Origin of the sequence: Alitibacter langaaensis DSM 22999 (assembly GCF_003096995.1) — a bacterium.
GTDB lineage: Bacteria > Pseudomonadota > Gammaproteobacteria > Enterobacterales > Pasteurellaceae > Exercitatus > Exercitatus langaaensis.
This window is the reverse complement of the sequence record NZ_QENU01000001.1, coordinates 78,199-99,674: the sequence shown is the minus strand read 5'-3', so window position 1 is coordinate 99,674 and position 21,476 is coordinate 78,199. Positions and strand designations below refer to the sequence as shown.

Here is a 21,476-nt window from a genome sequence, read left to right as displayed (position 1 = left end):
TTCGACAAGCGCCCCCAATGCCATTGTTAGCGTAATTTTAATGTGATCAATCCAAATAAAACCAACATTAAGGAAATAATCCAGAAGCGGATGATCACCCGTGGCTCAGGCCAACCTTTGAGTTCGTAGTGATGATGAATTGGTGCCATTCGGAAAATGCGCTTTTTGCGTAATTTGTATGAGCCCACTTGCAAAATCACGGAAACAGTTTCCATGACAAACACACCACCCATAATGACTAACAAGAATTCTTGGCGAACCAATACGGCTAGCGTGCCTAATGCGCCGCCCAATGCTAGCGAGCCAACATCGCCCATAAATACTTGAGCTGGATAGGTGTTAAACCAAAGAAAACCTAAGCCAGCGCCAACAATCGCGGTACAGAAAATCACTAGCTCAGAAGTAAAACTAATATAAGGAATATAAAGGTATTTTGAGATTTCTACATTGCCCGTTGCCCACGCGATTATCCCGAAAGCACTTGCCACAAATACGGTTGGCATAATGGCTAAACCATCTAAACCATCCGTTAAATTCACGGCGTTACTGGTGCCAACAATCACAAAATAGGCAAGCACAATATAGAACAAGCCAAGTTGCGGCATAATTTCTTTGAAGAATGGCACCACCAAGCGTGTTGCATCAGTGTCTTTGCCCACGGCGTACATTCCCACTACTGCGATTAACGCGATCACGGATAACCAAAAATATTTCCAGCGAGCGATTAAACCATCGGTATTTTTATATTTAATTTTGCGATAATCATCGACAAAACCCACCGCGCCATAGCCAAGTAATACCAACAGGCTAAACCAAATATAGGGATTAGATAAATCGCTCCAAAGCAAGGTGCTGATTGTGATTGTCGCCAAAATCATAATACCGCCCATTGTTGGCGTACCACGTTTTTGGAAATGGCTTTCAGGGCCATCATTGCGGACTTCTTGACCAAATTTAAAAATCTGCAAACGTTTGATCATTTTTGGACCAATCCAAAGTGATAACAATAACGCGGTCATTAACGCCAATACTGCGCGCACCGTGAGATATGAAATCACATGGAAACTAGTGAAATATTGCTCTAAAACTGAGGCGAGCCAAACTAACATAATAATTATCCTTTAAAATGTGTTTTAATCAATTCGATGACTTGTTCCATTTTTTGGCTACGAGAGCCTTTGGCTAACAAGACAACACGTTGATTCTCTTTCATTTTTTCTTCAATAAGTGCGGTCAAAAATGCGGACATTTTTTGTTTATCCGTAAAGTGATTGCCTTGGCTAATCACTGCTGAAAACTGCCCAAAGCTCGCAATACAATCTAAATCTGCGGCTTTTGCGTGATCTGCCACTTGTTGATGACAAAGTGCCGTATTGTCGCCTAATTCTGCCATATCGCCAACCGCTAAAATGCGAAAAGCGTCATAATTTTTTAATACATCAATGGCAGATTTCAAGGAATCTACATTGGCATTGTAGGTGTCATCTAATAAAAGTAAATTGTCATTCACTTGAATTGGGAACAAACGCCCTTTAACTTGAGCACGTTGCTCTAACCCAGCTTTCACTTGCGCCAGCGTTGCCCCAACATTCATCGTAAGTGACGTTGCGGCTAAGGCATTGCTCACATTATGCGAGCCAAGATAAGGCAGGTTAATTTCCACGGAACCCGCAGGGCTGTGCAATACAAAGCGCGAGCCTGTTTCAGTTAAACGCACATTTTCTGCCCAAAAATCCGCTTGCGAATTTGTGGCTGAAAATGACCGCACTTGGCGAGTGCCAATTTCTTTTGCCCAAAGTTCAGGGTAACAACAATCCAAATTCATTACCGCCACACCATCGGCAGGCAAGCCGCGATAAATCTCGCCTTTCGCTTGCGCCACGCCTTCAATCGAGCCAAATCCTTCTAAATGGGCGGGAGCGACATTATTCACTAAAGCCACGTCAGGGCAGACTAATTTGGTGGTATAGTCAATTTCGCCTTGATGATTCGCGCCTAGTTCAATGACGGCAAATTGATGTTTCGGCTCAAGACGCAATAACGTCAAAGGCACGCCAATATCATTATTAAAATTGCCATTAGTGAACAAAACTGCGTCAGAATTGACCGCACTTTGCTGCAAAATTGCTGCCGTCATTTCTTTCACGGTAGTTTTGCCAGAAGAGCCTGTCATTGCTACGGTTTTCGGATTAATTTCCGCTTTTAGCCATGCGCCCAGTTTGCCTAAAGCAAGGCGAGTATTTTCCACCACAATTTGCGCAACGTTAATCTCCGTGACACGTTCAACCACCACTGCCACGCAGCCTTGCGCAACCGCATCGGCTAAATAATCATGGGCATCAAAATGCTCGCCTTTTAAGGCAAAAAATAGACCATTAAGCGCAGCTTGACGTGTATCCGTACTCACCGTTTCTACATAAGTATTTTCATCGCCGATTAATTTACCATTGAGAATTTCGGCAAGTTTTTTTGTTGTGAGTTTAATCATTTATTATCTCTTAAATTGCACTCGTTCAATATGTTGAATTGACGATCTGTCATCTGTTTTGTAAAGCCCAAATTACTCGCTTGTAAGGCTTTCACCGCTCACTAAGCCAAATATTTTTTAGCTGTTTCTTGATCTGAAAAATGCTGTTTTTCCACGCCAATAATTTGATAATCTTCATGCCCTTTGCCGGCAATTAAAATAATGTCTTTTTTGTCTGCACTTTGAATCGCCGTTTGAATGGCTTGCTCGCGTTTATGGATCATCTGTACGCAATCAGGCTGTTTAAAACCAGTTTGGATATCTGCAAAGATTTGCGCGGCATCTTCCGTGCGCGGATTATCGTCTGTGACGATTACTTGATCTGCCATATTCTCAGCGATTTCTGCCATCATCGGCCGTTTACCCTTATCACGATCGCCACCGCAACCGAAAATGCACCATAGTTTGCCGTGACAATGAATACGCGCCGCCTGCAAGGCTTTTTCTAAAGCATCGGGTGTATGCGCATAATCCACGATAACTGTGGGTTTATTTTCTGCGCTGATCATTTCCATACGCCCGCACACGCCATTGAGCCGTGAAACCGTTGCGGTCAATTGTGCTAATGGATAGCCTAAAGCAAGCAAGGTTGCCAATACAATCAGCAAATTACTCACGTTAAATGCGCCGATTAAACGGCTTTCAAGCGCGCCATTTCCCCAGCTTGAGGAAAATTCAATATTGCTGCCTTTATTTGTGTAAGAAAGTGCGGTCAATTTTAGCCAAGATTTTTGACGCGGTTGATAATCTGGGTTGCAACTCACCGCTACGGCATCAGGCATTTCTGCCAGCCATTGCGCGCCCACTGCGTCATCTGCATTGATAATTTTATGTTGGCTGGCTAACTCGGTGAATAGGCGCTTTTTCGCTTTGGCGTACTGTTCCATAGTGCCGTGATAATCTAAATGATCACGGCTTAAATTGGTGAATAATGCCGCGGCAAAATGCAAGGCTTCGATGCGTTTTTGAACCAAACCGTGCGATGACACTTCAATCGCAGCAAAATCAGCACCTTGTTCCACAAAGTTTGCCAAAGAAGATTGCACTTCAATCGCTGAGCCCGTGGTGTTTGCAGCGGGCTGTACGCGCCCCAATAAACCGTTGCCAATTGTACCCATTACAGCGGGTGTTTTGCCTAAAATTTGTGTCCATTGGGCAAGTAATTGCGCCACCGTTGTTTTGCCATTCGTGCCAGTTACGCCGACTAAAGTTAAGCGTTGTGAAGGCTTGTCATAAAAAATATCCGCAATTTCTGACAAATGTTCAGGCAATGCAAAATAAGAAATCACAGGCGTATTTTGTTGCCAGTGAACCTGCAAATGCTCACTCACATCATCACATTCTGCCAAAACCGCCGCTGCGCCTTGCTCAATCGCATTAGCAATAAATTTGCGCCCGTCCACGGCATGGCCTTTTATCGCAACGAAAAGACAGCCGCGTGTTACCAAACGGCTGTCTAAGGTCATTTGATTAAAAATGATGTCGTCAAGTTGGGGCAGGTTATGCCCTAAAAGTGCGGTCAAATTTTTCATATTTTTCTCTAATTCGTTTGGCGTTCCGTTGACTGATCACTGAGGCGCACTATCCGTTTAGTTGTTTTTTGATTTTGTTCGCTCGGCGCTGCATCTGGGGTAATGTTATAGGCTCGCAAAGCTGCCCCCATAATGCTGGAGAACACAGGCGCTGAAACAGCACCACCATAATATTGTCCCGCTTTTGGATCATCAATTAAAATCACTAGAGCAAAGCGTGGATCGGTAACTGGCGCAATCCCTGCGGTGTACGCCATATATTTGTCCACATAGCGTCCGTTCTCAATTTTTTTCGCGGTACCTGTTTTAATCGCCACACGATAGCCATCGACCATTGCACGTTTATTCTTAATCGCCACTTTTTCCATCATATTCACCACATCTCGGGTGATTTTCTCCGAAAATACGCGACTTCCAATTACTGGCGGATCCACTTTGGTGATAGATAATGGACGGTAAATTCCAAAGCTGCCTAATGTCATGTAAGCGCGTGCAATTTGCACTGGGGTAGCATTGATACCATAACCAAATGAAACGTTTGCACGTTCAATATCTGACCAACGTTTACGGTTTGCATTAAGGAACCCCATTTGTTCACCACCCAATCCTAGATCGGTGGATTTACCTAAGCCCGCCGCTTGATAAGTTTCCATCAAGGCTGAAGGGGGCATGCGCAAGGCAAGACGGCTCACACCACGGTTTGATGAGTTTTCTAAAATCTCATCAAGGGTTTGTTGGTTACGGGGCGCCACATCTCTAATCTCTTTGCCCGTTAATACTAATGGACCGGTGTTAATAATTTCATCACGACGCACGGCTTTACGCTGAAGTGCGGTCAAAACAACGAAAGGTTTTACCGTAGAACCCGGCTCGAAAGTATCGGTTACCGCTCGGTTACGCATAAAATCTTTCAATACGCCAGAACGTTTATTTGGGTTATAAGACGGCGCATTAGCCATAGCAAGAATCTCGCCAGTGCGAATATCCACTAACACGGCAGTGCCTGAAGTCGCATTGTTGTCTGACACCGCCTTTTTGATTTCTCGGTACACCATTGATTGCAATTCTTTATCAATACTCAGCATAACATTATGCGCTTCGTATTTTTTAACATCGGCAATGTCTTCAACAATATTGCCATATTTATCTTTACGATAGGTGCGCGAACCCGATTTGCCCACGAGTAAAGAATTAAAACTTTTTTCAATGCCTTCAATGCCGTTATTGTCTATATCCGTAAAACCTAATAATTGTGCGGTTTCTTCTGCTCTCGGATAAAAACGGCGGTAGTCATTAGAAATGATCATCGTTGGCAGTTTTAAATCGCGTGCATAATTTTTGATTTGCTCTGACACTTGACGGGCAATGACAATTTCACGCAATTTAGGTTTGCTTTCAATTTTTGAAGCTAAATCTTTGTAAGACATGCCTAAGACATCCGCTAAGGCTTTCCATTTTTCGCGATTTTTTGCGACTCCACCATCTTCAATGATTACTTTGGGATCCACTTTTAATTGGAACATTGGCACGCTAATGGATAACATTTGTCCATTACGATCTAAAATAGAGCCGCGTGGCGATTTGATCTCTTGCACACGTAATGAACGTTTATCGGCTTCATTCGTTAATTCTTCAACGTTTACGATTTGTATATAAGCCGCGCGCGCAACCAAGGCAAATAAGCCCAAGAACACAAAAGACATCGCCCAACGATAACGCCCTTTTAAAAAGCTGTTTTCGTAGGTTACTTTGGGTTTATTCAGCTTCACTCCACCAGCAGCTGCCATTGCAGGCTTTTTCGCTGGTTTCTTTGGTTTAGCTTGATTACGTGCTGTATTAAATTTAACCATAATCCTTATTCTAAAATCACCACTTCTTGTTCAGGTTTCACACGCGACATACCCAGTTTTACTGTGGCAATCGCTTCAATACGCGTATTATCACTTAATGTTGTTTCTTCTAATTTTAAATTCACATATTCATTTTCTAGCGCTTGTTTTTCAAACACTAATTCGCCTTTTTCTGCCACTAGAAGGCGTGTTTGGTGCGTCACCCAAACGGTGCTCACTGCGGTGACTGCAATGCATAAAATTAAGGCGATGACCGTTTTATTTAATTCAAATAAATCTTGCAACAGCACATATTGCAATGGATAACGTTCGCTATTTGATAAAGGTTCTGCCATTATAATTTCTCCGCAATTCTTAATACGGCACTACGAGAACGTGGATTGGCTGCGACTTCCGCATCACTCGCTTGAATCGCTTTGCCTATGGTTTTCAAGGTGCAATTTCGGTTAATTTGATCTTCACGCAATGGCAGCCCTTTTGGCAGATTTTCACCTTTGCTCTGCTTGCGCATAAAGTGTTTCACCATACGATCTTCTAAAGAATGGAAACTAATAATGGATAAACGCCCCTGCGGTGCAAGCACACTTAATGCTGAGTTTAAAACGCTTTCCAATTCTTCTAATTCAGCATTGATAAAAATACGAATCGCCTGAAATGAACGTGTGGCGGGGTGTTTGTGTTTATCCTTAAATGGCACAGCATTTGCAATAATTTCCGCAAGCTGCAAAGTGCGGTTAATTATTTCTTCGTTTTTTTCCACCGCACTTTTGTTGTAATTTACAATCGCTGTGGCAATACGTTTTGCGAAACGTTCTTCACCAAAGGTTTTCAGCACCCAAGCCAGATCATCAATTGAAACTTGCGCCAACCATTCCGCTGCAGATTGCCCTTTGGTGGTATCCATACGCATATCTAACGGGCCATCTTTCATAAAACTAAAACCACGTTCAGCATCATCAAGCTGCGGGGAAGATACGCCAAGATCTAATAAAATACCGTCAATTTTTCCCGTAAGACCGAGTTTTTCACAAATTTCAGGCAGGTGAGAAAAGCTATTATGTTCAATATGAAATCGAGGATCTTGAATAGTTTGTGCTTCTGCAATAGCACGAGGATCGCGGTCAATGCCGATTAAACGACCTTGTTCGCCAAGTTGAGAAAGGATTAAACGAGAATGTCCCCCACGCCCAAAAGTACCATCTATGTAAATACCATTTTCACGCCCATTCACCAATGCCAAGCCATTCACTGCTTCGTGAAGTAGCACCGTGATGTGTTCTGGATGTGAAAAGAGATGTTGCTCGTTCATATTAATAACCGAATAAAATAAAAATCCACAATGGAGAGCTTACTCAGTCGCTCTAAAGGAGAGATAATACGGCGATTGCTCGCCGTTTATCTTTTTTACACCTAGCATTATGCTAGTGGCTAATGCCGCTGTTCTTATATTTTGAAAGTTATAGTGACAGCGTTTTTAATGCTTCAGACTCCGCGAATTCGCCTTTCACGCCCCGCGCAATGTCTTGTTCGATCTGAGCATTCCATTCTGCTTCAGACCAAATTTCAAATTTGTTTAATTGCCCCACCAACATAATACTTTTTTCTAATTTGGCATGTTGGCGTAATGGCTGACTTAACAAAATGCGACCTGAATTATCTAATTCGCATTCGGTTGCATACCCCATCATCACGCGTTTTAACGCACTTTGGACAGGATCTAGGCTTGAAAGCCCTAAAAGTTTTTGTTCTATTTGTTCCCATTCTTTTAAAGGATAAAGCAACAAGCAAGATTGGCGGGCATCTACCGTGCATACCATCGCACCTTGGTGCTGTTCAAGGATCTCTGGGCGATAGCGCGTTGGGATCGCTAAGCGACCTTTCGCATCTAAATTTACCGCTGAAGCTCCACGAAACATTCGTTTATCCTAAATGAGATTTCTTAACAAGTGCGGTCAATTTTAGCTGGGAATTTGTAAAAATTTCCCACAATTCACCACTTTTCTCCACTTTCATGCAATTCTATATTTTGAGCGCTCATTATGCAAGCAATTAATATACGAGTTATCAATTCTTATATTTTGCAAATAGCAGGCGCTCTGCAAATCAGGTTTTATAAGCACAAAAAAGGACAGGTATAAACCTGTCCTTAATCAAATCTTAAATGCTAATTAATCATTATTTTGTTCTTCTGGCGTCATTGGTTTTAATAGGGTGAAAAATGCAATCACCGCCACCACTGTGGTTACAATACCAACCCACAATGACACATCATAAGATAAATTGAAACCAATTGGCGCGTTAGCAATGTAGCTCATACATACCATCGTCATAAAAATTGCTGGAATTGTGGTGATCCAGTGGAATTTTTGATGACGGAATAAATAAGCCGATGCCGTCCATAACATTACCATTGCGGTGGTCTGGTTTGCCCAACCGAAGTAACGCCACAATACTTGGAAATCAACGGTGGATACCCAATAGCCGATAGCAAATAATGGAATGGCAATACTTAAACGTTTTGCGATATTACGTTGATCGATTTTTAAATAATCTGCAATCAATAAACGTGCTGCACGGAAAGCTGTATCGCCTGAAGTGATTGGTAACACCACCACACCTAGCACCGCTAAAATACCACCGAATAAACCGAGCATACCGATAGCAGAATCATAAACTACTTTAGATGGAGTACCTTTTAAGGCTTCCATAAATGAAGCTTGGTCATCGTAGAAACTTAAACCAACCATACACCAAATTAATGCAATAACTCCTTCGCCGATCATCGCACCGTAGAAAATAAAACGCCCTTCTCTTTCATTTTCAGTACAACGAGCCATTAATGGCGATTGTGTTGCGTGGAAACCCGAAATAGCGCCACAAGCGATGGTGACGAATAATAATGGCCAAAGTGGCGTACCTTCTTTGGGATGTAAATTTCTGAAGAAATCAGCAAATTCCACTTCGTGGCCTAATTTCGCCGTGATTGTGTGGAAGAACGGAATTCCTTCAAAGAATAAGCCAAATAACATGCCCAATGTCATAAACATCAGCAATGCACCAAATAATGGATAAATACGGCCGATAATTTTATCAATTGGCACTAAGGTGGCGATAATGTAGTAAACAAAAATAACGCCCGTCCAAATAGCAAGAAGATTGCCTTTTGTCACGCCCGCTTCATCGTTCACTGCTGCAGCGCCTACGGAACCTGAATCCATTAAACTACTGGTAATGTTAGTCAATAATGACGCAGGACTTGCCACAAATACAACACCGACAAGCAACAATAATAAGATCGCAAAAATGTTCATCACATGTTTTGCTGGACGACCAAGATATTTACCCGCCATAAAAGGAATGTTGGCACCGCCATTACGAATACTTAACATCCCACTAAAGTAATCGTGAACAGCCCCTGCAAATACGCAACCGAATACAATCCAAAGCATCGCCACAGGTCCATACAACGCCCCAAGGATAGGACCGAAAATAGGCCCCGTGCCCGCAATATTTAAAAGCTGAATTAACCAGATTTTTTTCTTCGACATTGGCACATAGTCCACACCATCATTAATGGTGTGAGCTGGAGTTGCGCGTTTTGGATTAATAACAAAAATCTTCTCAACGACTTTACTATAAAAATAGTAACCAAGTAGCAAAATGGCTACGCAAATTAAAAACCACAACATGAGATTTCCTTAAATGAAGTTAGAGTAAATATAACGCGCGTATTGTAGAGTGCTGTTAACAACTTGTAAATGCCATTAACAGGGGGATAACATAAATACTGTGATCGCAATCACATTTTTTCATCATTTTTTTGCAGATTGCCGTTTTTATCGGCTTTCACTATCGGTGTACAACTTCGACAAGCACCATTATCAACACCTAAGTCCTTGCATAATTCGTTATATTTTTTTACTAATGTCTTAAAAAAACCTTGTTTTTCTTTTTGTTCAGTCATCATATTTCCTTGTAACAATTATCTTAAGCTCTATGCTGAGCTTCATATTTTCTCAGCCAATTTTTGACTTCCAAACGACATTGGGCAAGCCAGTTTTTCTTGCCGCCCTGTAAAGCCTTATCCGAGCTCGAATTTAAACAGTAATCTCGAAGTAACGGGCAATCTTGCGGTTCAGCCATAGCAAGCAAACGACAAATCGCGGGCAAAGCCGCTGCCAAAGTGCGGTGAAAATGAGCAAAGTTTTTTAGCGATAACCAATCTCTGTCATTGAGTTGCCAATCAATTTCGCCTTGAGCGAATTGAGCCGCCAGCGGATGAAAAGAAAGGGCAACATCACGCAAAAAATGTTTCTGTAATTTTTCCACCAACGCCTTGCCTTGAGCGGAAATTGCTCGCACGGCAATGGCGGAATAACAGCCGCTGGTCGCTTCTTTATGCCCACTCATTTGCACTAAAATAAAACCGCACTTTTGCCAAAATGCCTGTAATTCTTGGGTATAACCAAAACTCACTGAGAGAAAATCCACTGCCGCATTTTCCGCGACTTTTCCGATTAGCCTTTGCCCAATGCCATTTTGCTGCCATTTAGGTTGCACCGCAATACGCGAAATGCGCAACGATGTTAATTGGCACGCCTCTGGCGAATGAAAATGAAAGGCTAAGGATTGCGCCACAAGGTTGCCTTTTGGGCGGCGTTCGCCACGACAAATTTGTTCAATTAAATGAAGATCTTGCAAACCGCCTTCCTCGATCAACCAAGCACATCCTAGCAACGCTGATTCCTTTTCTGCCACATAAAATTGCTGCTTAGGCGCATCGAACAAACGGCGAAGATCTAAAGGCGAAGTGCAATAATGAGCTAAGGTCAACAAGCCATAAAAATGCACAATACGTTTCGCCACTTCTGGTTGAAAAACTTGGCGAAATTTGACCGCACTTTGCGCTTCAAATTCGGGCTGGGGCAAGTTATCTTCCGCTTCTAGCAGCAATAATTCATCAATAAATGCTTCTAAGGGATCATTTCCCCCCCAACGCAGCGGTTGGGTTAATTCAAAATGTTGATAAGTGCGGTGCAAATTGGTTAAAAATTTTAATAAAAAACCGCGCCCCGTTCCCTCGTAACTATGAATCGTGGTGGTGATGACGATATGCTTAAAGGTAGAAATAAGTTCGTTCAGCATTGGCAGCGACAACTGCGCCGCTTCATCAATAAAGAGCCAATCTTCGGCAAAATATTGGGGCTGTTGTTGAATTTGCGCTACCAGTTCATCGGGGGCAATAAAATTCAGTTCTACTTTTGCAAAATCTTGCAGCGTTTTGACCGCACTTTTATTGGGCGCAGTCACATAAACTTGCTGAATTGACGGTTGCTGGGTTTGCGGCGTTGAGTGTTGCTGAACTTGCTTCGCAAGGAGCTGATTAATCAGCATACCCGCTAACGCTGATTTGCCGCGCCCACGCTTGGCGGTAACGATAAAAATATCCGCTTGCTGCGCCAAAATTTGATTAATGATAGCTTGCTGTTGTCGCGTAGCTCTCGGTTCTAGCTTAGCTTGCGGATCTGGCGTAGTTTGTGATTTGAAATTAGCTTGCAATTCTAGCGAAGAAATCGCGGAATAAGGGCTAAGTGCGGTTGTTTTTTGAGAATGTTTTTCAATGCATTGCCACAGGTGATGATCAAAATTAGGAGTGAAAATGCCTTGTGCCACACCAGACCAACGCTGGCTATCTAAATCAATACGGGCATTTTGAGTTAACCATAAAAGCAACTTACCCCCTGCTTTAATTGTGCCTGCGGCGATGGCTAAAGCGTCTAAATTCAGTGATTCGCGCGCATCAAATAAAATCTGCTCAAACTCTTGACCGAGCAAGTTTTTCGCTTTGCTAAAATTTTCAGGCGATAAAATGACCGCACTTTTGCTTGCTAAAAGCGGTGCATTGGCAAAAAAGTGCGGTCGATTTTCATCATAAATAATTTCGAGCTGGCGTTGTTGCATAGCGAATGGAATTATTCTTCGTCATAAGAATAAGGATCTTCAAAGCCTAAGCCTGTCATAATCTGGGTTTCAAGGCTTTCCATTTCAACGGCTTCATCATCTTCAATGTGATCATAGCCCAATAAATGCAGGCTGCCGTGTACGACCATATGCGCCCAATGAGCGAATAATGGCTTGCCTTGTTCCTGCGCTTCTCGTTCCACCACTTGGCGGCAGATAATCAAATCCCCCAACAAGGGCAATTCCACTTCATCAGGACATTCAAAGGGAAATGAAAGCACGTTAGTCGGGCGATCTTTGCCACGATAAGTTAAATTCAAATGGTGGCTTTCAGCTTCATCCACGATGCGAATGGTTATTTCAGGCTCAATATTCTCTGCACGAACCGCTTTCGTTGCCCATTCGGTGAATTGTTCGAGAGTGGGAAGATTGGTTTCATCTTCACTGGCAATTTGAAGATCAATAAGGACGTTTTTCATTTTTATTCTCTGTCTTTGGTTTGTATAATCACTACATAGCCTGAATCAACGGACACATCGATAAAATCGCCAATAAATTCATTGCTTGAATAGATTTTTTTCTTAAAGAAATTGCTTGGAGTTAGATCATATTTGGCATTCAAAATCGTTAAATCAGCGTTGCCGTCAGTCATAAAAGACACATATTTCATGTTATCAATCCGCTTCACTCGGTGCAGACCCGATGGTGCATAGCTCACAACATTTTGCCCATCGATCAAGCTAATTTGCTGCATAAAAGGCGCTAATTCAGGATCTGAGGGCAAAAAAACATTCGCTAAAAGGTGATCCAATCTGCCGCCGAATCCCCCATAAATGGTGGCTTTGGCTTGAGGGTATTGAGCAAAAATAGTTTTTAATGCCAGCTCGGTATCCGTATCATTTTTTGCTGTGGGCGCTTGAATAAAATGCTTAGTCGCTTGTTGAATTTTCGCTAAATCTGCGGCGGAAATGCTGTCAAAATCACCGATGGCAAAATCCAGCGGCAAGCCATTATTTAATAAAAACAAACACCCACGATCAATGCCGACATAAAAATCATAGTGATTTTGCAATGGACTAAATTCGCCGCCCGCAATAAAAGCAATGTTAGTCATGGCGATCCATCTGTTCCCGCTCTAAACGGCGTTGTTCGGCAAGACTTTGTTTGCGCGCTTCATCTTCTTTTTCCCATTTTTCATAGGCTTGTACGACTTTGGCAACCACTGGATGGCGCACAATGTCTTGGCTATCAAAATAGTTAAAACTGAGTTCCGACACGCTAGAAAGTACATCAATGGCGTGTTTTAAGCCAGATTTTTGGCTGCGTGGTAAATCGACTTGAGTAACATCGCCAGTAATCACTGCTTTGGAATTAAAACCGATGCGGGTTAAGAACATTTTCATTTGTTCCACCGTGGTGTTTTGGCTTTCATCAAGGATAATAAAGCTGTCATTTAGGGTGCGACCACGCATATAAGCAAGGGGGGCAATTTCAATTACCTTGCGTTCCATCAGTTTTTCTACCCGTTCAAAACCGAGCATTTCAAATAAGGCATCATAAAGCGGGCGTAAATACGGTTCAATTTTTGAACCAAGATCGCCAGGTAAAAAGCCCAATTTTTCGCCAGCTTCTACTGCAGGGCGAGTGAGCAAAATGCGGCGAATTTCTTGGCGTTCTAACGCTTCCACCGCGGCCGCCACCGCTAAAAAGGTTTTCCCTGTGCCTGCGGGCCCAATGCCAAAGCTAATATCGTGGGTCAGAATATTGTGCAAATACTCAATTTGATGTTTGCCCCGCGGTTTAATCACGCCGCGCTTGGTTTTAATGGCGGTGCTATAAACCTGACTTTCCACACGATCTTGGCTGAGCATTTTACTTTCACGAATGGCAAGATGAATATCTTCTAAATCTAACTCTTTAATTTTGCCTTTTACCGAAGCGGTTTCCACATATAAATTTTTGATTAATTCGACCGCACTTTGCGCTAATTTTTGTTCATAGGCGGTGGGGTTTTCCGCAGCTGGATAAATCTGAAAATCAAAATCACGGCGGGCAATGACGAGATTAAATTCTTTCTCGATCAACTGAAGATGGCTGTCAAACGCGCCGCAAAGGGATTGCAAACGCTGAAATTCTTTGGGTTCTAAACTAAATTCTTGTTTTATCATTGGATTGGGGAATAGAAAAATATGGTGAAAAGTATAAACCAATTCCGTCTAATTTCCACCCAGATCTTTTAAAAATGCCACTAAATTCGCTTTCTGCGATGCACTCAAATTCATCAAAGTGCGGTCAAATTTATCAAAATTTTCTATACAATCCACAAAAAAATGAACCGAATAATTGAATTATTCGGCTCATTGTCTATGTTTGTTAGCTTAATGCTACTGCATTTCAGGGAACAACATTTTTAGCACGTTGTGCGTCAATCGGCGAGATTTGCCCGAATAGGGGAAAATATGCATCATCATCATCGGGTTAAAATTCGCTTCAATCACGCCCCAAGAAGATAAATTATTTTCAGCGGGTTTCTTCAGATCAGGAATAATCAGATCCACGCCACAAACCGCAGCGCCCATAGCTTTGGTAATGCCCACCGCAAGCGCTTTATAACTTGGATGCATTTCATCTGTCATATCAATGCTGTCTCCGCCTGTGCTGATATTTGAATTAGCACGCAGTTGCACCAGTTGCCCCTCTGCTGGAATGCTATCCACCGTTAAACCTTGTTCTTTGAGCTGTAATTGTTCGATTTCGCCCAAAGCAATTTTCTTCAATGGTGTGCGACTGCCGTCACCACGCAATGGATGGGCATTTTTTGCTGCCACAAGTTCTGCAACCGTTGATTTGCCATCGCCCACCACATTTGCTGGCACGCGTAACAAGACGGCAAGGGTTTCATCGCCTAGCACAAAGAAACGGTATTCCGTTCCGACTAGATAATCTTCGACCATCACTTCTTTATCTTCACGGAATGCAATTTCGATCGCCTTGGCAAAGTCTTCACGATTGGTGACACCCTGTTGGAAAATGGTTATGCCTAAACCAAAGTTAGTGGATTTGGGTTTTATCACCACAGCTTTGCCTTCAAATAATGGATAGTTCGCCACCGCCTGTTCAACGCTGGTAAATTCTTTACTTTGCGGCACATTGAACCCTGCTTTTTGCAAGACTTTTTTGGTGACAACTTTGTTTTCCATAATCAATGGGGAAATATAGCTGTCATGGCTGGTCATATTGCCGTTTTTCACATATTCAAAATGATCGCCAAATTGCAGGCGTAGGAATTGGTCATTTTCATCAAGGATTTCCATGCTCAACCCTTTTTGAATCACATCGAACATCAACGCTTGGGTTGATAGCTCCATATTATCAAAGGCAGAAAGTGCATAGAAACGCTCAAAAGCATGGGTTTTATATTGTTGCGCCAATTTTGCACCTAATGCTTGATAACCACCTGCCGATTGAATTTCTGCGACCAAACGCGCGCAAAGGGTTAATTCAGGCTGAGCAAATTGTGCTAATTTTTCTTTCACAATTTTGACCGCACTTTCGTCAGCGCCAATCTCATTAAGCATAGCGATCATAGCAGAAAGCAAACGTTCGCCTTCACTTGCATATTTCGTTTGTTGGCGAGGGTCTTCAAAAGCCACTTCGGCTAAACGCGCTTTGCCTTCTTCAACGCCTGCTTGATCCGCGATTTCATCAATCCATAACATACATAAAATGAAATAATGAACGAATTTGGCATCGTTAAGCGCCATGCCATATTGTTCAAATGGATTCAGATCAAATAAGCGGAACTCTAAATATTGAATCCCCGTTTGTAGGAACTCGCGCGCTCTTTTCGCGCCACGCAAACGGACGTTAGAATAAAATTCTTTCTCTGCAATTAATTTGCCCGAATTCACCCAATGTTCTAAGGTTTTTACATATTCAGGAATGCAATCGAAAGACACAATAATTTCCGGCGCATTCACATAACCATATTGGCTAGAACGCAGGCTACGAACATATTGATTCGGCTGCAATGGCGAGCCTTCTTTAAAATAATTGGCATCAACTGTTGGCGTTGCCGAAAAGAGATAAATCAGAACCCATTGATAACGAAGGAAATTTTTCGCTAATTTTAAATATACTGCATTTTGGAATTCAACTTTACTTTGATATTGGCTTTGCGCATTAAAGAGCGCATTAATCAATTCAGGGGAAAGTTGGAAATTATAGTGAATACCGCTCACCATTTGTTTGTACGCGCCATAAGATTGCACTAAATGCTCGCGATATGCCACATCTTCAGGGTTATCAAGCTGTGCTACTTTAATCTCTTTTTCAGGCGGCAACCCTGCGGGCATACTCATTGGAAAGACAAATTCATCGTCAGGTAAGGTTCGCAACACCACTTCATGAATGGTTTGCAACCAACGCATCGTATCTTCTAAGGTTTTATTCGGCGGCGTGATCAGCTCTAACTGACTTTCCGCAAAATCGGTTTGAATATAAGGGTGAAATGAACGATTGCCAAAGGCTTTTGGGTGAGCCGATGTCACCACCGAGCCATCTTGGTGGACACGTTGACTTTCTTTTTCAATGCCAAAAGAACCTTGCTGGAACAGCAATCCTAAACGATTTTCTTTAATAATTTTTTGTAATTCCATCATAATTTCTATATCTAAACGCATTTCCTATGAATTTACTTTACCACTGTTCGGCTATCTTCGCTAGGAATAAAAAATGCGGCCAATTTTGACCGCACTTTAGCTAATACACTGATTATTTATATTCTACAACAATATCTTCTGGTTTGATGCTATCGCCATAGATCGGTTTTAATACTTTCTCATAGGCTTGGTTTAATACACCTTCTTTGCCTAATTTTTCTGTTTCGGCACTTAGCCATTCAAGCAAATCTTTGTCTTCTTTGCGTACGGCGCCTGCGATGAAATCAATATCGCCTAATTCTTTTACGCCCACAGTGAAACCAGGATTCTCTTTTGCCCACGCAAACAATAAGGCATTATCATGCGCGAGAGCATCGCCTCGACCATCACGCAACGCTTCAAAGGTTTCGGTATTTTGTTCAAATTTTAATAATTTGATTTGTGGGAAGTTTTTAGTGAAATAAGCATCTGCGGTTGTACCTTTGTTCACTAATAAAGTTTTACCTTCCAATTGTTTCACATCGGTGATTACAGCACCATCTTTAGAAACGATCCCTAGTGCAACTTTCATATAAGGTTTGGCAAAATCCACCACTTCTTGGCGCGCTGGAGTGACGGTGAAGTTCGCAAGGGTGATATCGACTTTATTGGAAAGTAAATATTCAGCACGGTTTGCCGCTTCCACGAGAACAAATTCCACTTTGTTTTCATCGCCTAATAAATCTTTGGTTAAGGCTTTAGCAATTTCAATGTCAAAGCCTTGGTTTTTGCCGTCTTTATCTACATAACCAAATGGCGGTTTATCGCTAAATACACCAATACGAATTTTATCGGCTTGTTTAATGCGTTCGATCGCAGAAGATTTCTGTGCATCGTTAGCGGGTTTGCTGTCGTTTTTATCATTGCAAGCACTGACGCCCAATGCGAGAACTAAGGTTGCTGCTAATGCAGTGATTTTCTTGATTGCTTTCATAGGATTTCCTTAAAAAGTAAATGTTGTGTTTTTGTATTTTCATCATTATAAAAATAAGGTTTATACAAAAGGAAATAATTATTTGAGATTTAATATAAAATTTTGATATAAAAAACAGCGCAAAAAATGACCGCACTTGATAGGCTCAAAGTGCGGTCAAAAATGAGAAAATATTTCTTTTCATCAATGAAAAGATGTTCGTCTAAAATAATGACTAAATATTTTCGAGATAATCCGTGCCTCGCGGTTCGTAATTTAGGATATTTAAAAAGGCTTTGGCACGATCAGTTGTTGGGTTTGTGAAGAAATCTTCTGGTTTGGCTTGTTCTATGATTTCGCCTTTGTCCATAAAGATAATACGATCTGCCACTTGGCGAGCAAAACCCATTTCGTGGGTGACGATTAACATCGTCATGCCTTCTTTGGCTAACCCTAATATTACGTCAAGCACTTCACGCACCATTTCAGGATCGAGCGCGGCGGTCACTTCGTCAAATAGCATAATTTCTGGGTTCATACATAACGAACGCACAATCGCAATACGCTGTTTTTGCCCACCAGATAATTCTCGTGGATAAGCATTTTTTCGCTCATACAAGCCCACTCGTTTTAACAATTCATCGGCTTGTTTTTCCACTTCTTCACGTTTACGTTTTTGTACTTTTAAAGGACCGAGCAAAATATTGTCGATCACCGACATATGGGAAAATAATTCATAACTTTGGAATACCATACCAATATGTTGGCGTGCATTCACCCAAGAAATATCTTTCCCAAGCATGCCTTTACCCGCTAACAGCAATTCGCCACTTTTAATTTCTTCCAAACCATTAATGCAACGCAATAAGGTACTTTTTCCACAGCCTGAAGGCCCTAGAATCACGACTACTTCGCCTTTTTGCACTGATAAATTAATGCCGTGAAGTGCGGTCACATTGCCATAATTTTTAACTAATTGATTAATTTCAAGTAATGCCATATTTTTATCCTAATTTTCCCAACGACTTTCCAAATATTTTGAGAACAAGGAAAGGGGATAACAAATCACAAAGTATAATGCAAAAATCACACCATAAACCCATAATGCTGCGGAAGGATCGGTAAACAGCGAAGTTTCAATAATCTGTTGTCCGACTTTGATCACTTCTAATACGCCAATCAACATCGCAAGCGAACTGGTTTTTACCATACGAGTAAATAAATTAATCGCTCCCGGGGTGACGCGTTTTAGACTTTGTGGCAACAAAATATAAATAAAGGTTTGCATTTTAGTTAAACCGAGTGCGTAAGCGGCTTCTACTTGGTGTTTTTCAATGGATGTCAACGCACCACGCACCAAATCGCCCATTTCTGCCGTTCCCCAGAAAATGAACACCAAAATACATACCCAAACGCCATCAAGGTGCAAACCAAACCATTTTGCAAAACCAAAATAGACTAAAAATAGAATCACGAGCAATGGAATAATGCGTACAATTTCGAGATAGCCTTGGCTGAGAAAATGCACGAGCTTATTTTTACTCGTCATCACAATGCCCATAATGACGCCAAAAATACAGGCAAAAAAGACGGAGATAAAGGCAATTTCTGCAGTAACGGCTAATCCGCCGAGTAATCGCTCCCAATTGGAGCCTTGAAAAAGAATCGCTAATCCCATGCTAGACTCCATATTTTGCTTGGCGTAAACGACGCTCGAGAACACGAATATAAATTGATACAGGCAATAAAATAATCAAATAAAAGACGACCAACAAAAATAAAGCTTCTGTGGTTTTATAATCCATACCAATGATATCTTTCGCCAAAAACATTAATTCTGCCACGGCAATTGCACTGATGATCGATGTCTCTTTCATTAAAAATAAGCAGTTTGCCCCAATGGCGGGCGTTGAAATAGCAAAGGCTTGTGGGAAAGTGACATAACGGAATGCTTGGAATGGCGTTAAACCAATACTCAGCGCACTTTCAACTTGCCCTTTAGAAACCGCTTCTAAACCTGCGCGCATGGCTTCTGCCATATAGCTGCCCCCTAGAAAAGCTAAGCCAATAATACCGCAGGTGAAACCATCTAATTTAATTCCGACTTTAGATAAACCAAAATATAAGAAAAAGACTTGAATTAACAAGGGCGTATTGCGCGAAAGTTCGATGTAAGCTTTGACTAACCATTGCAAACCGCGCACTTTATAAACAAGCACAACGGCACAAAGCACGCCAATAATAATAGATAAAACAATACTCCATAAAGAAAGGTGGAGCGTTAATAAGGTCGCATCAATAAATCGTGGAATTGCATCCCAAACATATTGCCAGTTCATATTTGTTCTATTTAGATTTCATTCAATGAATTTTATTATATTGAGGATAAAACTAAATGCTAAAGAACCTTTTGCTATGTGCTATAACAAAAGACCATAAAGAAATCAGGTTAAAAATCTGCAAAAGTGCGGTCAAAATTTAATAAATTTTTAATCCATGATACCCGACACCAATAAGAAAGGCAGGTTTAAGCCTGCCTTGAGTAGAAAATTAAAGGGTAAATTTGCCAACACCGAGTTCATCTTCTTTGCGCGTGCGTTGCATCACCGCTTGTGGGGATTGCACGACACGCAGCCCCATTTCATCTTCGGTGCGTACCACATCACCGCGCAATGAGTTGGTATAAACATCCGTAATTTTAATATCCACAAATTTACCAATCATATCTGGCGAACCTTTGAAGTTCACGATGCGGTTAGTTTCTGTGCGCCCTGTTAATTCCATAATATCTTTTTTCGATGGGCCTTCCACCAACACACGCTGTTCGGTGCCAAGCATTGCACGACTGAATTGTGCCGCTTGATTATTAATGCGTTGTTGTAATAAAGCAAGACGTTGTTTTTTCTCTTCTTCACTAACATCATCAGGCATATCAGCCGCTGGCGTCCCTGGGCGTGCTGAGTACACAAAGCTGTAACTCATATCAAAATTCACTTGTGCGATCAGATTCATCGTTTCTTCGAATTCTTCATTCGTTTCACCAGGGAAACCGACAATGAAATCTGAACTAATTTGAATATTTGGACGCACTTTGCGTAATTTACGAATAATCGACTTATATTCTAATGCAGTATGACCGCGTTTCATCATCGTTAAAATACGATCTGAACCTGCTTGCACTGGCAAATGTAAGAAACTCACTAATTCAGGTGTATCCGCATAAACGTCAATAATATCATCCGTAAATTCAATTGGATGACTGGTGGTGAAACGTAAACGGTCGATACCATCAATCGCGGCAACAAGGCGTAATAATTCAGCAAATGAACAAATCCCACCATCATGAGTTGCCCCACGATAGGCGTTTACATTCTGACCAAGTAGATTGATCTCACGCACACCTTGTTCTGCAAGCTGGGCAATCTCAAATAACACATCGTCCAATGGGCGGCTCACTTCTTCGCCACGCGTGTAAGGCACGACACAATAAGTACAATACTTGTTACAGCCTTCCATAATCGAAACAAATGCGGTTGGACCTTCTGCTTTTGGCTCGGGCAAACAGTCAAATTTCTCGATCTCGGGGAAGCTAATATCCACAATAGAATCTTTACCACCACGAATTTGGTTGATCATCTCTGGTAAACGGTGCAAAGTTTGTGGCCCAAAAATAATATCAACAAAAGGCGCACGCTCACGAATATGCTCGCCTTCCTGTGAGGCTACACACCCCCCCACGCCAATAATTAAATGTGGTTTTGTTTGTTTCCAAGTTTTCCAACGACCTAATTGGGAAAAGACTTTTTCTTGCGCTTTTTCACGAATTGAGCAGGTGTTCAGCAACAATACATCGGCATCTTCAGGATTATCGGTAATTTCTAAGCCATGGGTGGAAAGCAATAAGTCTGCCATTTTTGATGAATCATACTCATTCATTTGGCAGCCCCACGTGGTAATGTGTAATTTTTGAGTCATAATGTTCTAATTAATAAA

Annotated in this window: 19 protein-coding genes; all 19 read right to left on the bottom strand. The window is 41.8% G+C overall.

Annotation, left to right across the window (positions count from 1 at the left end):
- Positions 1–26: 26 nt before the first annotated feature.
- A complete protein-coding gene (gene mraY, locus C8D76_RS00505; RefSeq protein ID WP_116630883.1) occupies positions 27–1,109 on the bottom strand; it encodes a phospho-N-acetylmuramoyl-pentapeptide-transferase in 1,083 nt (360 codons plus the stop codon).
- A gap of 5 nt (positions 1,110–1,114) precedes the next feature.
- Positions 1,115–2,488 carry a UDP-N-acetylmuramoyl-tripeptide--D-alanyl-D-alanine ligase gene (murF, locus tag C8D76_RS00500; RefSeq protein WP_116630882.1) on the bottom strand — a complete coding sequence of 458 codons (1,374 nt, stop codon included), beginning with the start codon at positions 2,486–2,488 and terminating at the stop codon, positions 1,115–1,117.
- A 101-nt stretch (positions 2,489–2,589) separates the two neighbouring features.
- Positions 2,590–4,059, bottom strand: a complete 1,470-nt coding sequence (gene murE / locus C8D76_RS00495) for a UDP-N-acetylmuramoyl-L-alanyl-D-glutamate--2,6-diaminopimelate ligase (RefSeq protein WP_116630881.1) — start codon at positions 4,057–4,059, stop codon at positions 2,590–2,592.
- A gap of 8 nt (positions 4,060–4,067) precedes the next feature.
- Positions 4,068–5,909 (bottom strand): penicillin-binding transpeptidase domain-containing protein, encoded by a 1,842-nt coding sequence (locus C8D76_RS00490; RefSeq protein ID WP_116630880.1) that lies wholly within the window; start codon positions 5,907–5,909, stop codon positions 4,068–4,070.
- Between the two features lie 5 nt (positions 5,910–5,914).
- A complete protein-coding gene (ftsL, locus tag C8D76_RS00485) occupies positions 5,915–6,244 on the bottom strand; it encodes a cell division protein FtsL (RefSeq protein ID WP_116630879.1) in 330 nt (109 codons plus the stop codon).
- Entirely contained in the window at positions 6,244–7,218 is a 975-nt protein-coding gene (gene rsmH / locus C8D76_RS00480) for a 16S rRNA (cytosine(1402)-N(4))-methyltransferase RsmH (RefSeq protein ID WP_116630878.1), read from the bottom strand. The genes ftsL and rsmH overlap by 1 nt, the downstream gene beginning before the upstream one ends.
- Before the next feature lie 148 nt (positions 7,219–7,366).
- Positions 7,367–7,825 carry a division/cell wall cluster transcriptional repressor MraZ gene (gene mraZ / locus C8D76_RS00475; protein ID WP_116630877.1) on the bottom strand — a complete coding sequence of 153 codons (459 nt, stop codon included), beginning with the start codon at positions 7,823–7,825 and terminating at the stop codon, positions 7,367–7,369.
- Positions 7,826–8,077: 252 nt separating this feature from the next.
- Positions 8,078–9,598, bottom strand: coding sequence for a carbon starvation CstA family protein (locus tag C8D76_RS00470; protein WP_116630876.1), 1,521 nt, complete (start codon positions 9,596–9,598; stop codon positions 8,078–8,080).
- A gap of 110 nt (positions 9,599–9,708) precedes the next feature.
- Positions 9,709–9,876: a DUF5363 domain-containing protein gene (locus tag C8D76_RS09860; protein ID WP_243405781.1), complete on the bottom strand. Its 168-nt coding sequence runs from the start codon at positions 9,874–9,876 to the stop codon at positions 9,709–9,711.
- 20 nt (positions 9,877–9,896) lie between these two features.
- Positions 9,897–11,870 carry a tRNA(Met) cytidine acetyltransferase TmcA gene (locus tag C8D76_RS00465; RefSeq protein ID WP_116630875.1) on the bottom strand — a complete coding sequence of 658 codons (1,974 nt, stop codon included), beginning with the start codon at positions 11,868–11,870 and terminating at the stop codon, positions 9,897–9,899.
- 11 nt (positions 11,871–11,881) lie between these two features.
- Positions 11,882–12,349, bottom strand: a complete 468-nt coding sequence (gene ybeY / locus C8D76_RS00460; RefSeq protein ID WP_116630874.1) for an rRNA maturation RNase YbeY — start codon at positions 12,347–12,349, stop codon at positions 11,882–11,884.
- Between the two features lie 2 nt (positions 12,350–12,351).
- A complete protein-coding gene (locus C8D76_RS00455) occupies positions 12,352–12,984 on the bottom strand; it encodes a thiamine diphosphokinase (RefSeq protein ID WP_116630873.1) in 633 nt (210 codons plus the stop codon).
- Positions 12,977–14,038, bottom strand: coding sequence for a PhoH family protein (locus tag C8D76_RS00450; protein WP_116630872.1), 1,062 nt, complete (start codon positions 14,036–14,038; stop codon positions 12,977–12,979). Before C8D76_RS00450 ends, C8D76_RS00455 begins: the two co-directional genes overlap by 8 nt.
- Before the next feature lie 216 nt (positions 14,039–14,254).
- Positions 14,255–16,528, bottom strand: coding sequence for a bifunctional glutamate--cysteine ligase GshA/glutathione synthetase GshB (gene gshAB, locus C8D76_RS00445; protein ID WP_116631091.1), 2,274 nt, complete (start codon positions 16,526–16,528; stop codon positions 14,255–14,257).
- Between the two features lie 115 nt (positions 16,529–16,643).
- Positions 16,644–17,504, bottom strand: a complete 861-nt coding sequence (locus tag C8D76_RS00440) for a cysteine ABC transporter substrate-binding protein (protein ID WP_116630871.1) — start codon at positions 17,502–17,504, stop codon at positions 16,644–16,646.
- 214 nt (positions 17,505–17,718) lie between these two features.
- Positions 17,719–18,483, bottom strand: a complete 765-nt coding sequence (locus C8D76_RS00435) for an amino acid ABC transporter ATP-binding protein (protein ID WP_116630870.1) — start codon at positions 18,481–18,483, stop codon at positions 17,719–17,721.
- Between the two features lie 9 nt (positions 18,484–18,492).
- Complete coding sequence (locus C8D76_RS00430) at positions 18,493–19,161, bottom strand: amino acid ABC transporter permease (RefSeq protein WP_116630869.1); 669 nt, start codon at positions 19,159–19,161, stop codon at positions 18,493–18,495.
- Between the two features lies 1 nt (position 19,162).
- Complete coding sequence (locus tag C8D76_RS00425; RefSeq protein WP_116630868.1) at positions 19,163–19,822, bottom strand: amino acid ABC transporter permease; 660 nt, start codon at positions 19,820–19,822, stop codon at positions 19,163–19,165.
- Between the two features lie 211 nt (positions 19,823–20,033).
- A complete protein-coding gene (gene miaB, locus C8D76_RS00420; RefSeq protein WP_116630867.1) occupies positions 20,034–21,458 on the bottom strand; it encodes a tRNA (N6-isopentenyl adenosine(37)-C2)-methylthiotransferase MiaB in 1,425 nt (474 codons plus the stop codon).
- Between the last annotated feature and the right edge of the window lie 18 nt (positions 21,459–21,476).